The organism is Clostridium sp. JNZ X4-2, assembly GCF_054889485.1.
On record NZ_CM142685.1, the window covers coordinates 836,421 to 851,481 of the forward strand.

General features: G+C 34.0%; 10 protein-coding genes and 1 other RNA gene. 9 read left to right on the forward strand and 2 right to left on the reverse strand.

Annotation, left to right across the window (positions count from 1 at the left end):
- Positions 1 to 52 precede the first annotated feature (52 nt).
- Positions 53 to 3,505 (forward strand): helicase-exonuclease AddAB subunit AddB, encoded by a 3,453-nt coding sequence (gene addB / locus ACYUJ6_RS03920; protein ID WP_461844554.1) that lies wholly within the window; start codon positions 53 to 55, stop codon positions 3,503 to 3,505.
- A gap of 14 nt (positions 3,506 to 3,519) precedes the next feature.
- Positions 3,520 to 4,212: a 5'/3'-nucleotidase SurE gene (surE, locus tag ACYUJ6_RS03925; protein ID WP_461844555.1), complete on the forward strand. Its 693-nt coding sequence runs from the start codon at positions 3,520 to 3,522 to the stop codon at positions 4,210 to 4,212.
- 24 nt (positions 4,213 to 4,236) lie between these two features.
- On the opposite strand, the gene ACYUJ6_RS03930 is transcribed toward surE, so the two are convergent.
- Positions 4,237 to 5,349: a hypothetical protein gene (locus ACYUJ6_RS03930; RefSeq protein ID WP_461843916.1), complete on the reverse strand. Its 1,113-nt coding sequence runs from the start codon at positions 5,347 to 5,349 to the stop codon at positions 4,237 to 4,239.
- A gap of 170 nt (positions 5,350 to 5,519) precedes the next feature.
- Positions 5,520 to 6,911, reverse strand: coding sequence for a transposase (locus tag ACYUJ6_RS03935; protein ID WP_461843917.1), 1,392 nt, complete (start codon positions 6,909 to 6,911; stop codon positions 5,520 to 5,522).
- A gap of 237 nt (positions 6,912 to 7,148) precedes the next feature.
- Between ACYUJ6_RS03935 and ssrS the strand changes: the two genes are divergently transcribed.
- The 7 genes from ssrS (at position 7,149) to ACYUJ6_RS03970 (ending at position 15,036) form a co-directional block, all read left to right on the forward strand.
- Positions 7,149 to 7,331: non-coding RNA, 6S RNA (ssrS, locus tag ACYUJ6_RS03940), on the forward strand.
- 279 nt (positions 7,332 to 7,610) lie between these two features.
- Positions 7,611 to 9,746 (forward strand): formate dehydrogenase subunit alpha, encoded by a 2,136-nt coding sequence (gene fdhF / locus ACYUJ6_RS03945; RefSeq protein ID WP_461844556.1) that lies wholly within the window; start codon positions 7,611 to 7,613, stop codon positions 9,744 to 9,746.
- A 55-nt stretch (positions 9,747 to 9,801) separates the two neighbouring features.
- On the forward strand, positions 9,802 to 11,001 hold the full coding sequence (locus tag ACYUJ6_RS03950) for a molybdopterin molybdotransferase MoeA (RefSeq protein ID WP_461844557.1): 1,200 nt from the start codon (positions 9,802 to 9,804) through the stop codon (positions 10,999 to 11,001).
- Between the two features lie 52 nt (positions 11,002 to 11,053).
- Entirely contained in the window at positions 11,054 to 11,842 is a 789-nt protein-coding gene (gene fdhD / locus ACYUJ6_RS03955) for a formate dehydrogenase accessory sulfurtransferase FdhD (protein WP_461844558.1), read from the forward strand.
- Between the two features lie 135 nt (positions 11,843 to 11,977).
- The gene (nuoE, locus tag ACYUJ6_RS03960; protein ID WP_461844559.1) at positions 11,978 to 12,475 is read left to right on the forward strand and encodes an NADH-quinone oxidoreductase subunit NuoE; all 498 of its coding nucleotides are present in this window, start codon (positions 11,978 to 11,980) and stop codon (positions 12,473 to 12,475) included.
- Complete coding sequence (locus ACYUJ6_RS03965; protein WP_461844560.1) at positions 12,468 to 14,267, forward strand: NADH-ubiquinone oxidoreductase-F iron-sulfur binding region domain-containing protein; 1,800 nt, start codon at positions 12,468 to 12,470, stop codon at positions 14,265 to 14,267. Before nuoE ends, ACYUJ6_RS03965 begins: the two co-directional genes overlap by 8 nt.
- 13 nt (positions 14,268 to 14,280) lie before the next feature.
- Positions 14,281 to 15,036, forward strand: coding sequence for a 2Fe-2S iron-sulfur cluster-binding protein (locus ACYUJ6_RS03970; RefSeq protein ID WP_461844561.1), 756 nt, complete (start codon positions 14,281 to 14,283; stop codon positions 15,034 to 15,036).
- The last annotated feature ends 25 nt before the right edge of the window (positions 15,037 to 15,061 follow it).

Consider the following 15,061-nt stretch of genomic DNA (forward strand, 5'->3'; position numbering starts at 1 on the left):
TTCAATTGTTTAAGTTGAAAGTTAAGTTTGAGTGTAGGCAGGTGTTGGTTTTATGAGTATAAGATTTATATATGGAAGGGCAGGCAGTGGAAAAAGTCATTATTGTCTTAATAGCATAAAAAATGAAATAAAGCAGGGAAATGATAGAAGTCTTATAATTTTAGTTCCTGAACAATTCTCCTTTCAGGCAGAAAAAAACTTAATAAGCACAATTGGGGAAAGAGGAATGTCCAGAGCACAGGTATTGAGTTTTAGAAGAATGGCAGAAAAGGTACTTGACGAAGTAGGAGGAGGAACTAGAAAAAGTATAAATGATGCAGGCAAAAGTGTACTTTTATATAAGATAATAGAGGAAAATAGAAATAAATTAAAGGTATTTGGCAGAGCTTCTAAAAAGCAGGGATTCATAAATTTCATATCGGATTCCATAACTGAATTAAAAAAATACAATATTTCTCCCCTTCTTTTAAAAGACAGTGCGGATAGAATAGAAAGTATCAATTTAAAACACAAACTGGAGGATATTACAATAATATTTTCAGAATTTGAAAATATACTTCATGAGAAATATCTGGATTTGGAGGACACTTTGAATATACTCGGTGAAAATCTGGATAAATCCAAAATGTTTGACAATGCAGAAATATGGGTGGATGAATTTTTCAGTTTTACTCCTCAGGAATATGAAATTTTAAAAAAAATTATGCATAAGGTATTTAGAATGAATGTAACATTATGTATGGACGGAGCAGGGGGGAGTTCATCTGTTGAAAGTATGGATTTATTTTTGCCTACCAGGATTACAGAAAAAAAACTTTTGGAAATAGCTAAAGACAACAATATAGTTTATGACAAGCCTGTTATTCTACAATGCAGTCCATGTTATAGATTTAAGTACAGTGCTGAACTTCAGCATCTTCAACATTATCTATTTTCATATCCCTATAAAGTATATGAAGAGCCAGTTGAAAATATAGGAATATACAAGGCTCTAAACAAATATACTGAAATAGAGCATACTGCCAGGGAAATAGTAAAAGCATGCAGGAACAAAGGTTTTAGGTTTAAGGATATTGCAGTTGTAACAGGGGATTTAGATGGATATGAAAGTTTGATAAAAGCAGTATTTAATGAATATGAAATACCTTATTTTATAGATAAAAAAAGAGAAATTGACAATAACCCAATTATAATTTTGATAGTTTCTGCTGTGGAAATAATATCTAAAAACTGGTCTTATGAATCTGTATTCAGATATTTAAAAACAGGAATTTTGAATTTGAAATTTGATGATATAAATATGCTGGAAAATTATGTACTTGCAAATGGAATAAGGGGAAAAGGCTGGATTCAGGCTGAGCCCTGGAATTTTAGAATAAATTATGATACTTCCCAGGAAGAAATATCAGAGGAAGAGATAGAATATTTAAATGAGATAAATTCTATAAGGGATAAGGTGAGAGAACCTATCCTAAAACTTTCAGCTGCTGTAAAAGGAAAGAAAAGGGGAGCACAAATATGCGAGGGATTATATAATTTTTTATGTGAGCTGGAGATTCCTGAAAAGATAAAACAGATTATAGAAGGATTCAAGGATGATTCCAAATTGGATATGGCAAATGAATATGCTCAGATATGGGATATAGTGGTGGATGTATTGGATCAGATTGTGGATTCAAGGGGAAATGAAGCTTTTGGAGTGGAAACTTTTAATGAAATGCTGACAAATAGTTTTTCTCAATATGAAATAGGAGTGATTCCGCCTTCGCTGGATCAGGTTTTAGTAAGCAGTGTAACCAGGCTGAGAAGTCATGATATAAGGGTGCTTTATATTGTAGGAGTTAATGATGGCATTTTCCCTGCTGCTGTACTTGAAGAAGGAGTTTTTACAGATGATGACAGGGATGTTCTTAGGGAAAAGGGATTGGAGTTGAAGGAAAATACCAGAAGCAGAGCTTTACAGGAACAGTTCCTGGTGTATAGTACACTAACTACGGTGGATAAATGTTTGAAATTGAGCTATTCCATGAGTGATGGAGAGGGAAAGACCAAAAGACCCTCTATTGTTATTTCTATGATAAAGAAGTTATTTCCAGGGCTGGAGGAGGAAAGCAATGTATTAGATGAAGCAGGAGATAAAGAGGATATGGAAGCTGTAAATACGCCCAAATCCACTTTTAATGAATTGATTTTAAATATAAGAAAAAATATAGGGTGCAGTAATTGTATAAATCCTCTCTGGTTAGATGTGTACAGATGGTATAGGAAAAATGATCAATGGAACAAAAGATTAAAAACCGTTTTGAATGGTTTTTCCTATAATAATGAAGTGGAAATTTTAGATACCAGTAAGGTGAGGAAACTTTATGGAAGACATTTAAAGGTAAGTGTTTCAAGGCTGGAGAAATTTGCCCAGTGTCCTTTTGCATATTTTATACAATATGGACTTGGGGCTAAGGACAGGAAAATGTATAATTTGAGTCCGCCTGATTTAGGAAGTTTTATGCACAGCATACTTCAAAAATTTTCTGTGGACTTAAAAGAAAAAAACTTGACCTGGAGGGACATAGATAAAAAATGGTGTGAAGAAAACGTAAATTATATAGTCGGTAAAACTTTGAATAATATGCCAGGTTCCATATTAAACAGCTCTAAAAGATACAGACATCTTACGGATAGTATAAAAAGAACTCTTACAAGATCTCTATGGCTCATAACAGAACATATGAAAAAAGGGGAATTTCAGCCCAAGGCGTATGAACTGTCTTTTGGAGATAAAGGTGATTTACCACCTATTTCAATAAAACTTCATTCCGGTGAAGAAGTTAGCCTTGTGGGAAGAGCTGATAGGGTAGATGTTATGGAAGAAGACAGTGTAACATATATTAGAATAATAGATTATAAGTCCGGCACTAAGGAATTTAAACTTTCAGATATATATTACGGTTTTCAAATGCAGCTTTTAATATACTTGGATGCAATACTTACGGAATTAGATGAAAAAATGAATGCAGATGCTATCCCGGCAGGTATATTATATTTCAAACTGGATGATCCTATAATAAAATCATCAGGAGATATACCGGATGATAAAATAGAGGAGAGGATAGCTAAAAGTTTAAAGATGAATGGACTCTTGCTTAATGATCCGGATTTAGTTAAAAAGATGGATAGAGACATGGAGAAATCTTCAGATATTATACCTGCTTCTGTAAAAAAAGACGGAAGTCTTTCAAAATCAAAATCATCTTTGGCCACTATAGAACAATTTCAGCTTCTTAGAAAATATGTGAGGGATACCATAGAAAATCTATGCGAAAAGATGCTGGAGGGAAATATAGAAGTTACTCCATATAAAAATAAAAATAGAAGTGCCTGCAGTTATTGTATTTATTCAGCAATATGTCAGTTTGATACAGCCATAAGGGGCAACAGATATAAAATAGTCAGAGATAAAAGTGATGAAGAGGTATGGAGAGATATTGAAAATGAGGTTCATAAATGATGGGAGGATGAAATATGAGATTATTACTCACTAATGACGATGGGATAAATGCAGAGGGTCTGCATATCTTAGCCAAGTATTTTGAAAAGGATAATGAAGTTATAATTGCTGCGCCAAATATGCAGAGAAGCGGCAGCGGACATTCAATAACTACCAGCGGAGATTTAACTGCCAGGGAAGTAAAAATTCCAGGAATTTATTCAAAAGCATATAGTATAAATGGTACTCCGGCGGATTGCGTAAGGGTTGGACTGAGCAGAGTCAAAGATAAAAAAATAGATATGGTAATTTCAGGGATAAACAATGGATACAATTTGGGAATAGATGTATTGTACTCTGGAACGGTTTCAGCAGCTATTGAGGCCTCTATATGCAAAGTTCCTTCTATGGCTGTATCCTTGGATACCAAAGGCCCTAATTATGATTATAATACAGCGGCAAAATGTGCACTGAAGGTATTTTCTATAGTTAAAGATAAGTATAAAAAAGATGATGTTGTTTTAAATCTAAATGTTCCCCCTTTGCCTTTAGAAAAGATAAAAGGTATAAAGGTCTGTAATATGGGTTTTAAATATGACAGAGAATGTTCAGAGACAACAGACAGTTATTACAGGCATACGGATGTATATTATGTAAAGGAAGGCTATGCCGCCTTGACTCCGCTGCATTATGATTTGACAAACTATCATATAATCTTCAATTCGTAATTTGGGTGTAGCCCTCCAATCCTGCTATACTAGAGCCAAGGTTGGATCAAGAAGTTTCCTTACTTCTGCGGAACAACCAGCATACAACTGAATAAATTCAATAAAGGAAAATACACCAAAATATTGACCAGAATATATTATAACGGATTTTTGCTTATCTTTTTTATCATGCACAACACAGGCACATAAATCAACATCACTGCTGGATTTATCACTTTGCCACATCAAGCCTAAGTGTTTAACCAGGTGTATTTCTTGAGTTTTTCGTTTTTTATTAGGATGTTTCTGCCATTTGTTTTCGAGGACAGCTATTTTTACAGCTTCTTCGTATATTGTCATGCTCTTTTTTGCAGGTATATATGTATCTACACCTTTTTCGAGTTTTAACGAATTTATAACATCACGTGAAATAAATCCCCTGTCATTTATGAGAATATCACCCTTCTTTAAACATTTACTGTTTAAAAGCATATATCTACAAAGCTCTAAATCATGAGGTTTAATAGAGTCAAAAACTATTTCTTCAATAATGCCTGAATCATCCATGAGTCCCCGCAAAGTTCCAAGTTTGTAACCACGTACAGATTCTCCATCAATTTTTATAACTCCTGAATTTTCATAATTTGCATTATCTAAGTTTACCTTTATTTTAGTACAATCAAGAATATGTATTGAGGGAGATATATTAAGAGATGGAAGTACAACATTTTGAGTGTAGTGATTATAGGATTTTATGAATTCATTTTTTTCAGTAAATCCATATTTGTCAATTAAGTTTCTCATAACGCCTTCGGCAAATAAACCTTCTTCAAGATTTCTATCTGTATCCCACATATTCCATCCAAGTTCTGATAATAATTCACAATCAGTTACAGCAAAAGCAACATCAGTCAAGCTAGTTTTATGTTTCATCTTGGCTGTAATTGCTAATGCAATAAGTATATTAAAAGGAATATGTTTATTTTGCTTTCTTTTATCTTTAAAGCTTTCATCTAACTTGCTTATAAGTCCAATATTTTTCATTTTTAGAATTATTGTATCTATAAGGTTAGGAAAACTTACATCAGCAGCATCGATGTTTTCTGATTTTATGGATTCTAATACTTTGCTTTTATCATTTTTGCTTAATTGTAACATGTAAAATATCTTCTTTAATTATTATTACTTTAGATATTATAATTCTATAAAGGGTTTTAAAATCATTTTTTTTAAGCAAATATTATAGCACTTATTTTTAAATATTTTCATATTACTTATTAAAGTTTTATTACTTCAATTCGTAATTTGGGTGTAGCCCTCCAACCCTGCTATACTAGAGCCAAGGTTGGATCAAGAAGTTTCCTTACTTCTGCGGAACAACCAGCATACAACTGAATAAATTGAATAAAGGAAAATACACCAAAATATTGACCAGAATATATTATAACGGATTTTTGCTTATCTTCTTTATAGTTCTTAATAGCTACTGGGAGGGACTTGCCTGAATACTTACTTCCCTCCTGCATATTTTTAAACACTTGAAAATACATATAGCCAATAAGTGTCATGACTATATGAAAAGTTATAAAATTGTATTTTGTACTCTTAAAGTCTTCTAATTTCCAAAAGTCCTTTATTTGCCTATAATCTTCCTCTATTTCTGGCCTTAATTCATAAATATTTATTATTTGTTTTGCAGTTTTATTTGTGTCTGTAGTTAAAAACACGTAATATTCATCATCTTTTTTATCATGCACAACACAGGCACATAAATCAACATCACTGCTGGATTTATCACTTTGCCACATCAAGCCTAAGTGTTTAACCAGGTGTATTTCTTGAGCTTTTCGTTTTTTATTAGGATGTTTCTGCCATTTATTTTCGAGGACAGCTATTTTTACAGCTTCTTCGTATATTGTCATGCTCTTTTTTGCAGGTATATATGTATCTACACCTTTTTCGAGTTTTAACGAATTTATAACATCACGTGAAATAAATCCCCTGTCATTTATGAGAATATCACCCTTCTTTAAACATTTACTGTTTAAAAGCATATATCTACAAAGCTCTAAATCATGAGGTTTAATAGAGTCAAAAACTATTTCTTCAATAATGCCTGAATCATCCATGAGTCCCCGCAAAGTTCCAAGTTTGTAACCACGTACAGATTCTCCATCAATTTTTATAACTTCTGAATTTTCATAATTTGCATTATCTAAGTTTACCTTTATTTTAGTACAATCAAGAATATGTATTGAGGGAGATATATTAAGAGATGGAAGTACAACATTTTGAGTGTAGTGATTATAGGATTTTATGAATTCATTTTTTTCGGTAGATCCATATTTGTCAATTAAGTTTCTCATAACGCCTTCGGCAAATAAACCTTCTTCAAGATTTCTATCTGTATCCCACATATTCCATCCAAGCTCTGATAATAATTCACAATCAGTTACAGCAAAAGCAACATCAGTCAAGCTAGTTTTAAGTTTCATCTTGGCTGTAATTGCTAATGCAATAAGTATATCAAAAGGAATATGTTTATTTTGCTTTCTTTTATCTTTAAAGCTTTCAGCTAACTTGCTTATAAGTCCAATATTTTTCATTTTTAGAATTATTGTATCTATAAGGTTAGGAAAATTTACATCAGCAGCATCGATGTTTCCTGATTTTATGGCTCCTAATACTTTGCTTTTATCATTTTTGCTTAATTGTAACATGTAAAATATCTCCTTTAATTATTATTACTTCAGATATTATAATTCTATAAAGAGTTTTAAAATCTTTTTTTTAAGCAAATATTATATCACTTATTTTTAAATATTTTCATATTACTTATTGAAGATCATATAATAAAACAAGTTGACAGCTTATTTTCTGAAAATTTCTAATAAAATAGTTATCGTGTAATTGACATAATAAAGTACATGTTGTATAATTACATCAATAAATAAATAAAAGTTCTGAGATATGCGCAAACTTTAGTTTTGAACCTACATTATTTAAACGGAAGTTCGATATTTAGATGAGTACATGTATCCTAGGAAAACTTGGTTGTAGGAGGATGGAAACATCTGTGGGAACATCCACCTGTGGAGACATAGGTGTCAAAATAAAGTTAACGGTATTTTGGATAATATAATCTAGAGGATTATAATTGCAAGAGAGATTAAAAAAATCTCTCTTTTTATATTTTAGTAGTAATCTAATTCATATGGCAGATAAAAGCATTTTTCACCCTTAAAAAGTTTTATTTATGGTGGAAAGTGATCTTGACTTTAAATTCTGAATATTTTAAAATGAATTTATATACTAAATTAATTTACATAGCAGATAAACACATATATCAAAATTATTAATGTTCGAAATGAAATCATAAGTATTTAAGTTTATATTTTTTATAAGGGGGGGGATTAGATATGGATCATAAGGTTTTAACAGTCTGTCCTTATTGTGGTGCTGGGTGTAATTTATATTTATATGTGAAGGACAATAAGATAATTAGAGCAAAACCGGCCAATGGAAGGACCAATGAGGGTTCTATGTGTTTAAAGGGGTATTTTGGCTGGGATTTTCTGAATAACCCGAAAATCCTGACATCACGTTTAACAAAACCTATGATAAGGAAAAATAATAAATTAGAAGAAGTAAGCTGGGAGGAAGCTGTTGATTTTACAGCTTCAAAATTATTGGAGATAAAAGAAAAATATGGGCCGGATTCAATAATGGGAACAGGATGTGCGAGAGGCTCAGGCAATGAGGCAAACTATGTAATGCAAAAGTTCATGAGAGCAGCAGTGGGAACTAACAATGTAGATCACTGTGCAAGGGTTTGACATGCTCCTTCAGTAGCCGGTCTGGCTTACGTTTTAGGAAATGGTGCTATGTCAAATGGTATACATGAGATAGATGATACTGATTTATTGCTTATTTTTGGATACAATGGAGCTGCTTCACATCCTATAGTTGCAAAGAGGATAGTCAGGGCAAAAGAAAAGGGTGCCAGGGTAATAGTTGTAGATCCGCGTATAACTGAGTCAGGGAGAATATCGGATCTTTGGCTGCCTATAAAAAATGGAACCAATATGGTTTTGGTAAATGCTTTTGCAAATGTACTTATAAACAGAGAACTTTATGATAAGGATTATGTAAAAGATCATACTTTGGGTTTTGAAAAATACAAATCTATTGTAGAGAAATACACTCCGCAATATGCAGAAAAAATTACAGGCATATGCGCAAATGATATAGTAAAGGCCATGAAAATGTATTCTGGTGCTAAAAATGCCATGATACTTTATGGTATGGGAGTGTGTCAGTTTGCACAAGCTGTGGATGTAATCAAAGGATTGGCTTCACTGGCACTTTTAACTGGAAATTTTGGAAGACCTAATGTGGGCATAGGTCCTGTAAGGGGACAGAACAATGTACAGGGAGCCTGCGATATGGGTGCACTTCCTAATGTGTATCCAGGGTATCAGAGTGTAACTGATGACAATATTAGAGAAAAATTTGAAAAAGCCTGGAAGGTAAAACTTTCCAATAAAATTGGATGTCATTTAACGGAAGTTCCACGTATGACGCTGAAAGAAGATAAAATAAAAGCTTACTATATAATGGGAGAAGATCCGGTTCAAAGTGATCCTGATTCCGAAGAGATGAGAAGGACACTGGATAAAATGGAGCTTGTTATAGTTCAGGATATTTTTATGAATAAAACTGCACTTTATGCAGATGTAATTTTACCTGCCACATCATGGGGAGAACATGAAGGAGTTTTCACCTGTGCGGATAGAGGATTCCAAAGATTCCGCAAAGCCATAGAACCTAAGGGAGATGTAAAACCAGACTGGCAGATAATTTCAGAAATCTCCTCTGCTATGGGATATCCTATGCATTATAATAATACAGAAGAAATATGGGACGAACTCAGGAATTTGTGTCCGAATTATAAGGGAGTAACTTATGAAAGATTGGATAAGCTAGGAGGAATTCAGTGGCCGTGTCCTTCAGAAGATCATCCAGGTACATCTTATCTATATAAGGGCAGTAAATTTAATACATCAACGGGAAAAGGAAATTTATTTGCCGTAGAATGGAGGCCGCCTGTAGAATCTACAGATGAAGAATATCCGCTGATTCTCTCTACAGTCAGAGAAGCAGGTCACTATTCTGTTAGGACAATGACAGGAAACTGCAGGGCACTTCAGCAGCTGGCAGATGAACCGGGGTATATACAAATTAATCCGGAGGATGCAGATAGATATGGAATAAAAAGTGAACAGCTTATGAGAATAAGCTCCCGCAGAGGATCTGTGGTAGCCAGGGCATTGGTGACGGAGAGGGTTAACAAGGGAGCAGTTTATATGACTTATCAGTGGTGGATAGGAGCATGTAACGAACTTACTTCTAATAATCTGGATCCTGTATCGAAGACTCCAGAATTAAAATATTGTGCAGTTAAAATACAATCAATAGGGGATCAAGAAAAAGCAGAAAGGTTTATAAAAGAAAAATATGAGAAGATAAGAGAAAAGATGAATGCTAATATATAAAACTTAAAAATATATAAGATGCAGATATTAACCAAAGCTTGAGGAGGAATAGACTTTGATAGAAATAGGAAGGGCTTTAGATATAGTATTGAATAATACAAAAGTTCTGGAAAGTGAAAAGGTTTCCCTGATTGAGTGTCTCAATAGGGTATTGGCAGAGAATATAAGCTCAAAAGATGATTTGCCTCCATTTGATAAGTCATCTATGGATGGATATGCATTGAAAAGCAGTGATACCAAAGATGGATTATCCAGATTTAAAATTATTGGATCAATAAAGGCAGGAGATTTTCTGGATGAAGAAATAAAAAGTGGAGAAGCTGTAAAGATAATGACAGGGGCGGCAGTTCCCAAAGGTGCAGATGCAGTTATTCAGATAGAAAAAGTAAAAGCAGAGGGAAATGAACTTCAGGTACTGGAAAAGGTTTATTGTGGAAATAACGTATTAAAAAAAGGGGAAGAAATAAAAAATGGGGACATGGTTTTTGAAAGTGGAAAATTTTTGAGACCTTCAGAAATAGGAATGCTGGCTTCTCTTGGGTATGATAAAGTGTATTGTCATAAGGTACCTAAAATCATACTTATAACCACAGGAGATGAGCTTGTAGACATAGATGAAAAAATAACCCGGGGCAAAGTCAGAAACTGCAATGAATATGCATTGACTGCACTTGTTAAAAATTTAAATGGACAAGTAAAATCCTATGGAATAATTAAAGATAGCAGAGATGAAATTTTTAATGCTATTAAAAATGCTTTTGAAGAAGGTGATATAGTTATAAGCTCTGGTGGAGTATCTGTAGGAGATTATGATTTTATAGAGGAAGTATTGAAAAAAATAGGAGCAGATATAAAATTTACATCTGTACAGATAAAACCTGGTAAGCCAGTTACATTTGCCACTTTTAAAAATAAATTATTCTTTGGTCTTCCAGGCAATCCGCTGTCGGTTGTAAATACTTTTGAAGTTTTTGCAGCTCCGGCTATAAAGAAGATGATGGGAAGAAAAGATATTATAACTAAGGAATTTCCTGTAATTTTAAAAGATGATTTTAAATCTAAAGGGGATAGAGAAAATTACATTTATGTAGATATAAAAGAACGCGGTGGAAATTATTATGCTTATAGTGTGGGATCACAGAGTTCTAATGCGCTTTTTACATTGACTCAATCCAATGGTATTGTAATTGTAAAAAAGGGAACTAAGACTGTAAAGGCTGGAGAGACTTTAACTGGAAAGTTTATATTTAAATAACATAGATGGAATAGCGGATTTTATTGAAAAGAATTTTTAGGGGGACCAGGAAATGGGTAAGACTGTAGAATTCAACGTGGTTAAATATGATGGAAAATATAAAAAAACAATAACTGAATCAACTATTTGCGAATATCCTCTTAATATATTTGTAAATGATCAGCATTTGGCGGTGCTCTTATGTACACCTGAAAAATTAGAAGCGCTGACTGTAGGTTTTCTGGCTTTCCAAGGTATTATAAAATCCTTTGATGAAATAAAATTCTTAGAAGTGGACAAGGAGAATGGAATATCAAAAGTATTATTGAAAGATGACGCTTTTCACAGTTCACTGTATTCAAAACGGATACTGCCTGATAATTTTAATAAAAATAGAGATATGGAGTTTTTTTCACATATTATAAATTCTCTGGGGATAAATACAATAACCAATGAAAATATTCACATTAGATCAGAAGAAATTTATGATCTAATGAGAAGAAGCCTTTCTTATTCCAAAGCTTTCAAGGATACTGGGGGAGCGCATTGTGCAGCTCTTTGTGATGAAAATAATGTAATATCCATTTGTGAAGATGTAGCCAGGCATAATGCTGTAGATAAACTAATAGGTGAGTCCTTCATAAGAGAAATTCCTTTGAGAGATAAGATATTATTTGTAAGCAGCAGGGTTTCTTTTGAAATGGTGCTTAAGATTGCCAGGTTTGGAGTTCCAATAATGATATCTAAATCCGCACCTACCAATCTTTCAATAAGGTTTGCAGAGGCTCTAAATGTCACGTTAATTGGATTTGTGAGGGGACAGAGAATGAATATTTATACAAATCCCCAGCGGATAAGGTAGTGCCTTTTATCCAAATGAGAAAATTACATCCAAATCTAATAATCAGTTGATGCAAAAATGAGTTTTAAAAAGTTATTAAAATTTAAGTTTTAATATAAAATCATAATTAATATTCAAAGGAAGGTGAAATGTTTAATGGCAAATGTAGTGGAACAAAATGTAAAGAATGATAATTTATCTGCCCAGGATGTAATTGAAAAATATCCTAAGGAGCAGAGATTTACTCTTGCTATACTTCAAGATATACAGAGAAAATATAAATATATACCCAGAGAAGCCCTGGAAAACCTGGCTGGATATTTGGACACTCCTATAAGCAGATTATATGGCATGGCTACTTTTTATAAGGCATTGAGTCTTACTCCAAAAGGTGAAAATATAATAACAGTTTGTGATGGAACTGCCTGTCACGTTGGAGGCTCTATGGTTGTAATGGATGAGCTTGAAAAGGTAATAGGAATTAGACCGGGAGGAACTACTGATGATTTGAAATTTTCAATAAATACGGTCAACTGTATAGGCTGCTGTGCTATAGCACCTGTTATGATGATAAATGAAAAGTATTATGGAAATTTGACACCTAAACTGGTTGAAGAAATTCTTAGTGAGTATAGGAGTGAGAATAATGAGTGATAAAAAAACTGTCAATGTATGCTGCGGTACGGGATGCCTGGCCAAAGGCAGTATGGAAGTATACGAAGAATTAAAATCACAAATAGCCGGGTTAAATGCAGGTTCAGATGTAAATGTTGTGCTTAAGGCAACAGGTTGCGATGGGTTATGTGAAAAAGGTCCCGTACTTAAAATATATCCAGATGATATTGCATACTTTAAGGTTAAAGTTGAGGATATAGAAGATGTAGTTAAAAAAACACTGCTTAAAGGTGAAATAATAGATAAATTGCTCTATTTTGAAACTTCTACTAAAAAGAGGCTGAGAAACCACAAGGAAAGTGAATTCTGTAAAAGACAAAATAAAATTGCTCTTAGAAATGTGGGAGAAATAGATCCAACAAGTCTTCAGGATTACATTGAAAGAGGTGGATATAAAGCTTTAAAGAAAGCTATCAGCACTATGAAACCTGAACAGGTTCTTGAGGAAATATCAAAATCAGGACTTAGAGGAAGGGGAGGAGCCGGATTCCCAACGGGACGTAAATGGAAAACTGCTGCTGATATCGATACCACTCCTATATATGTAGTTTGTAATGGTGATGAGGGAGATCCTGGGGCATTTATGGACAGAAGTATAATGGAAGGCGATCCTAACAGCGTTATAGAAGGTATGACTCTTTGTGCTTATACAGTGGGAGGAACCAATGGCTTTGCCTATATAAGAGATGAATATGGACTTGCTGTAGAAAATATGCAAAAGGCAATAGATGAGGCCAGGAAAGAAAATTTGCTGGGGAAAAATATATTGGGAAGTGATTTTTCTTTTGATATACAGATAGTAAGAGGCGGAGGAGCCTTTGTATGTGGTGAGTCCACTGCTCTCATGTCTTCTATAGAAGGTATGGTAGGTGAACCTAGGGCTAAATATATACATACCACGGAAAAGGGACTTTGGGGGCAGCCAACTGTTTTGAACAACGTGGAAACCTGGGCTAATGTACCTGTAATAGTTGAAAAAGGCGGAGATTGGTATCATTCAATAGGTACCATGGAGAAGAGTAAGGGAACAAAAGTATTTTCATTGGTTGGAAAAGTAAAGAATACAGGCCTTGTAGAAGTTCCAATGGGTACTACCTTGAGAGAAATAATATATGATATAGGCGGAGGAGTTTTAAATGACAGAAAGTTCAAGGCTGTTCAAATAGGGGGACCTTCTGGTGGATGTTTACCAGAAAATCATCTGGATCTGCAGGTGGACTATGATACTTTGGTTAAAGCAGACTCTATGATGGGTTCAGGCGGAATGATTGTAATGGATGACAGAACCTGCATGGTTGATGTAACCAGATATTATTTAAGTTTCCTGGCAGAGGAATCCTGTGGGAAATGTGTACCTTGCAGAGAGGGAGTAAAGAGGATGCTGGAGATATTGACAGACATATGTGATGGAAATGGCAGAGAGGGAGATATAGAAGAACTTCTTGAAATATGTTCCATGACCAGTCAGGCATCTCTGTGCAGTCTTGGTAAAAGTGCACCTAATCCAGTAATAGCTTCCATTAGATATTTTAGAGATGAATTTGAAGAGCATATAAGGAATAAGAGATGCAGAGCAGGAGTTTGTAAAAAACTTACAACATTTGGTATAGATAAAGATAAATGTGTAGGATGTGATCTCTGCAGGAAGAACTGTCCAGCCGAGTGTATTACAGGTGAAGTGAAAAAACCTCATGAAATAGATGTGGATAAATGTTTGAGATGCGGCAACTGCATGAATATATGCAGATTTGATGCTGTTAAAGTTTTATAAGGGGGGTGAAAATATGAAAATTACAATAGATGGTAAAGTTTGTGAAGCTGAACGTGGAGAATTTATATTGGAAGTAGCCAGAAGAAATGATATATATATACCTACATTGTGTCATAGTGATGCACTTCCGGGGCTTGCCAGCTGCAGGCTGTGTATAGTGGAGGTTATAGATAGAGGACGCTCAAAAATTGTAACCTCATGTATATTTCCTATAAGTAAAGAAGTACAGGTGGTAACTAATTCTCATAAGATAAATAGAATGAGAAAAAATATAATTATGCTGCTCCAGGCACGATGTCCTGCAAATAAAGAAGTGGCAGAATTGGCCAGGGCTTTTGAAGTTGAACAAAAAAGAGTGAAAAGGTTTAAATTGAATACAGAAGAAAATTGTATTTTATGCGGGCTTTGTGCAAGTGCCTGCAAGGAACTTGGAGCCGGAGCCATATCCACAGTTAATAGGGGCATATATAAGGAAGTATCTACTCCATACAATGAACCCTCACCTGAATGTATAGGCTGTGGCTCTTGTGCCAATGTATGTCCTACAAATGCAATAGAGGTAAAGGACTGGGATGGAGAAAGAGAGATATGGGGTAAAAAGTTTAAGATGGTGAAGTGCGATTTATGTGGGGAATATTTTGCTACAGAAGAGCATATTAAATACGCCTATGGCAGATTGGGAATAGAACAGCCGGAAAAGCTTCTATGCAGTAAATGCAAAAAGAAAATTGCAGCTAAGGATATAAAGGATATGTTTGAAAATGCTTAAGTATATGTTATAAGCATCCTGTTAA

What these genes read in the sequence shown, in the direction of transcription:
- addB (WP_461844554.1), top strand. Translation starts at nt 53, where the DNA reads ATGAGTATAAGATTTATATATGGAAGGGCAGGCAGTGGAAAAAGTCAT.
- surE (WP_461844555.1), top strand. Translation starts at nt 3,520, where the DNA reads ATGAGATTATTACTCACTAATGACGATGGGATAAATGCAGAGGGTCTG.
- ACYUJ6_RS03930 (WP_461843916.1), bottom strand. Translation starts at nt 5,349, where the DNA reads ATGTTACAATTAAGCAAAAATGATAAAAGCAAAGTATTAGAATCCATA.
- ACYUJ6_RS03935 (WP_461843917.1), bottom strand. Translation starts at nt 6,911, where the DNA reads ATGTTACAATTAAGCAAAAATGATAAAAGCAAAGTATTAGGAGCCATA.
- fdhD (WP_461844558.1), top strand. Translation starts at nt 11,054, where the DNA reads ATGGGTAAGACTGTAGAATTCAACGTGGTTAAATATGATGGAAAATAT.
- nuoE (WP_461844559.1), top strand. Translation starts at nt 11,978, where the DNA reads ATGGCAAATGTAGTGGAACAAAATGTAAAGAATGATAATTTATCTGCC.
- ACYUJ6_RS03965 (WP_461844560.1), top strand. Translation starts at nt 12,468, where the DNA reads ATGAGTGATAAAAAAACTGTCAATGTATGCTGCGGTACGGGATGCCTG.
- ACYUJ6_RS03970 (WP_461844561.1), top strand. Translation starts at nt 14,281, where the DNA reads ATGAAAATTACAATAGATGGTAAAGTTTGTGAAGCTGAACGTGGAGAA.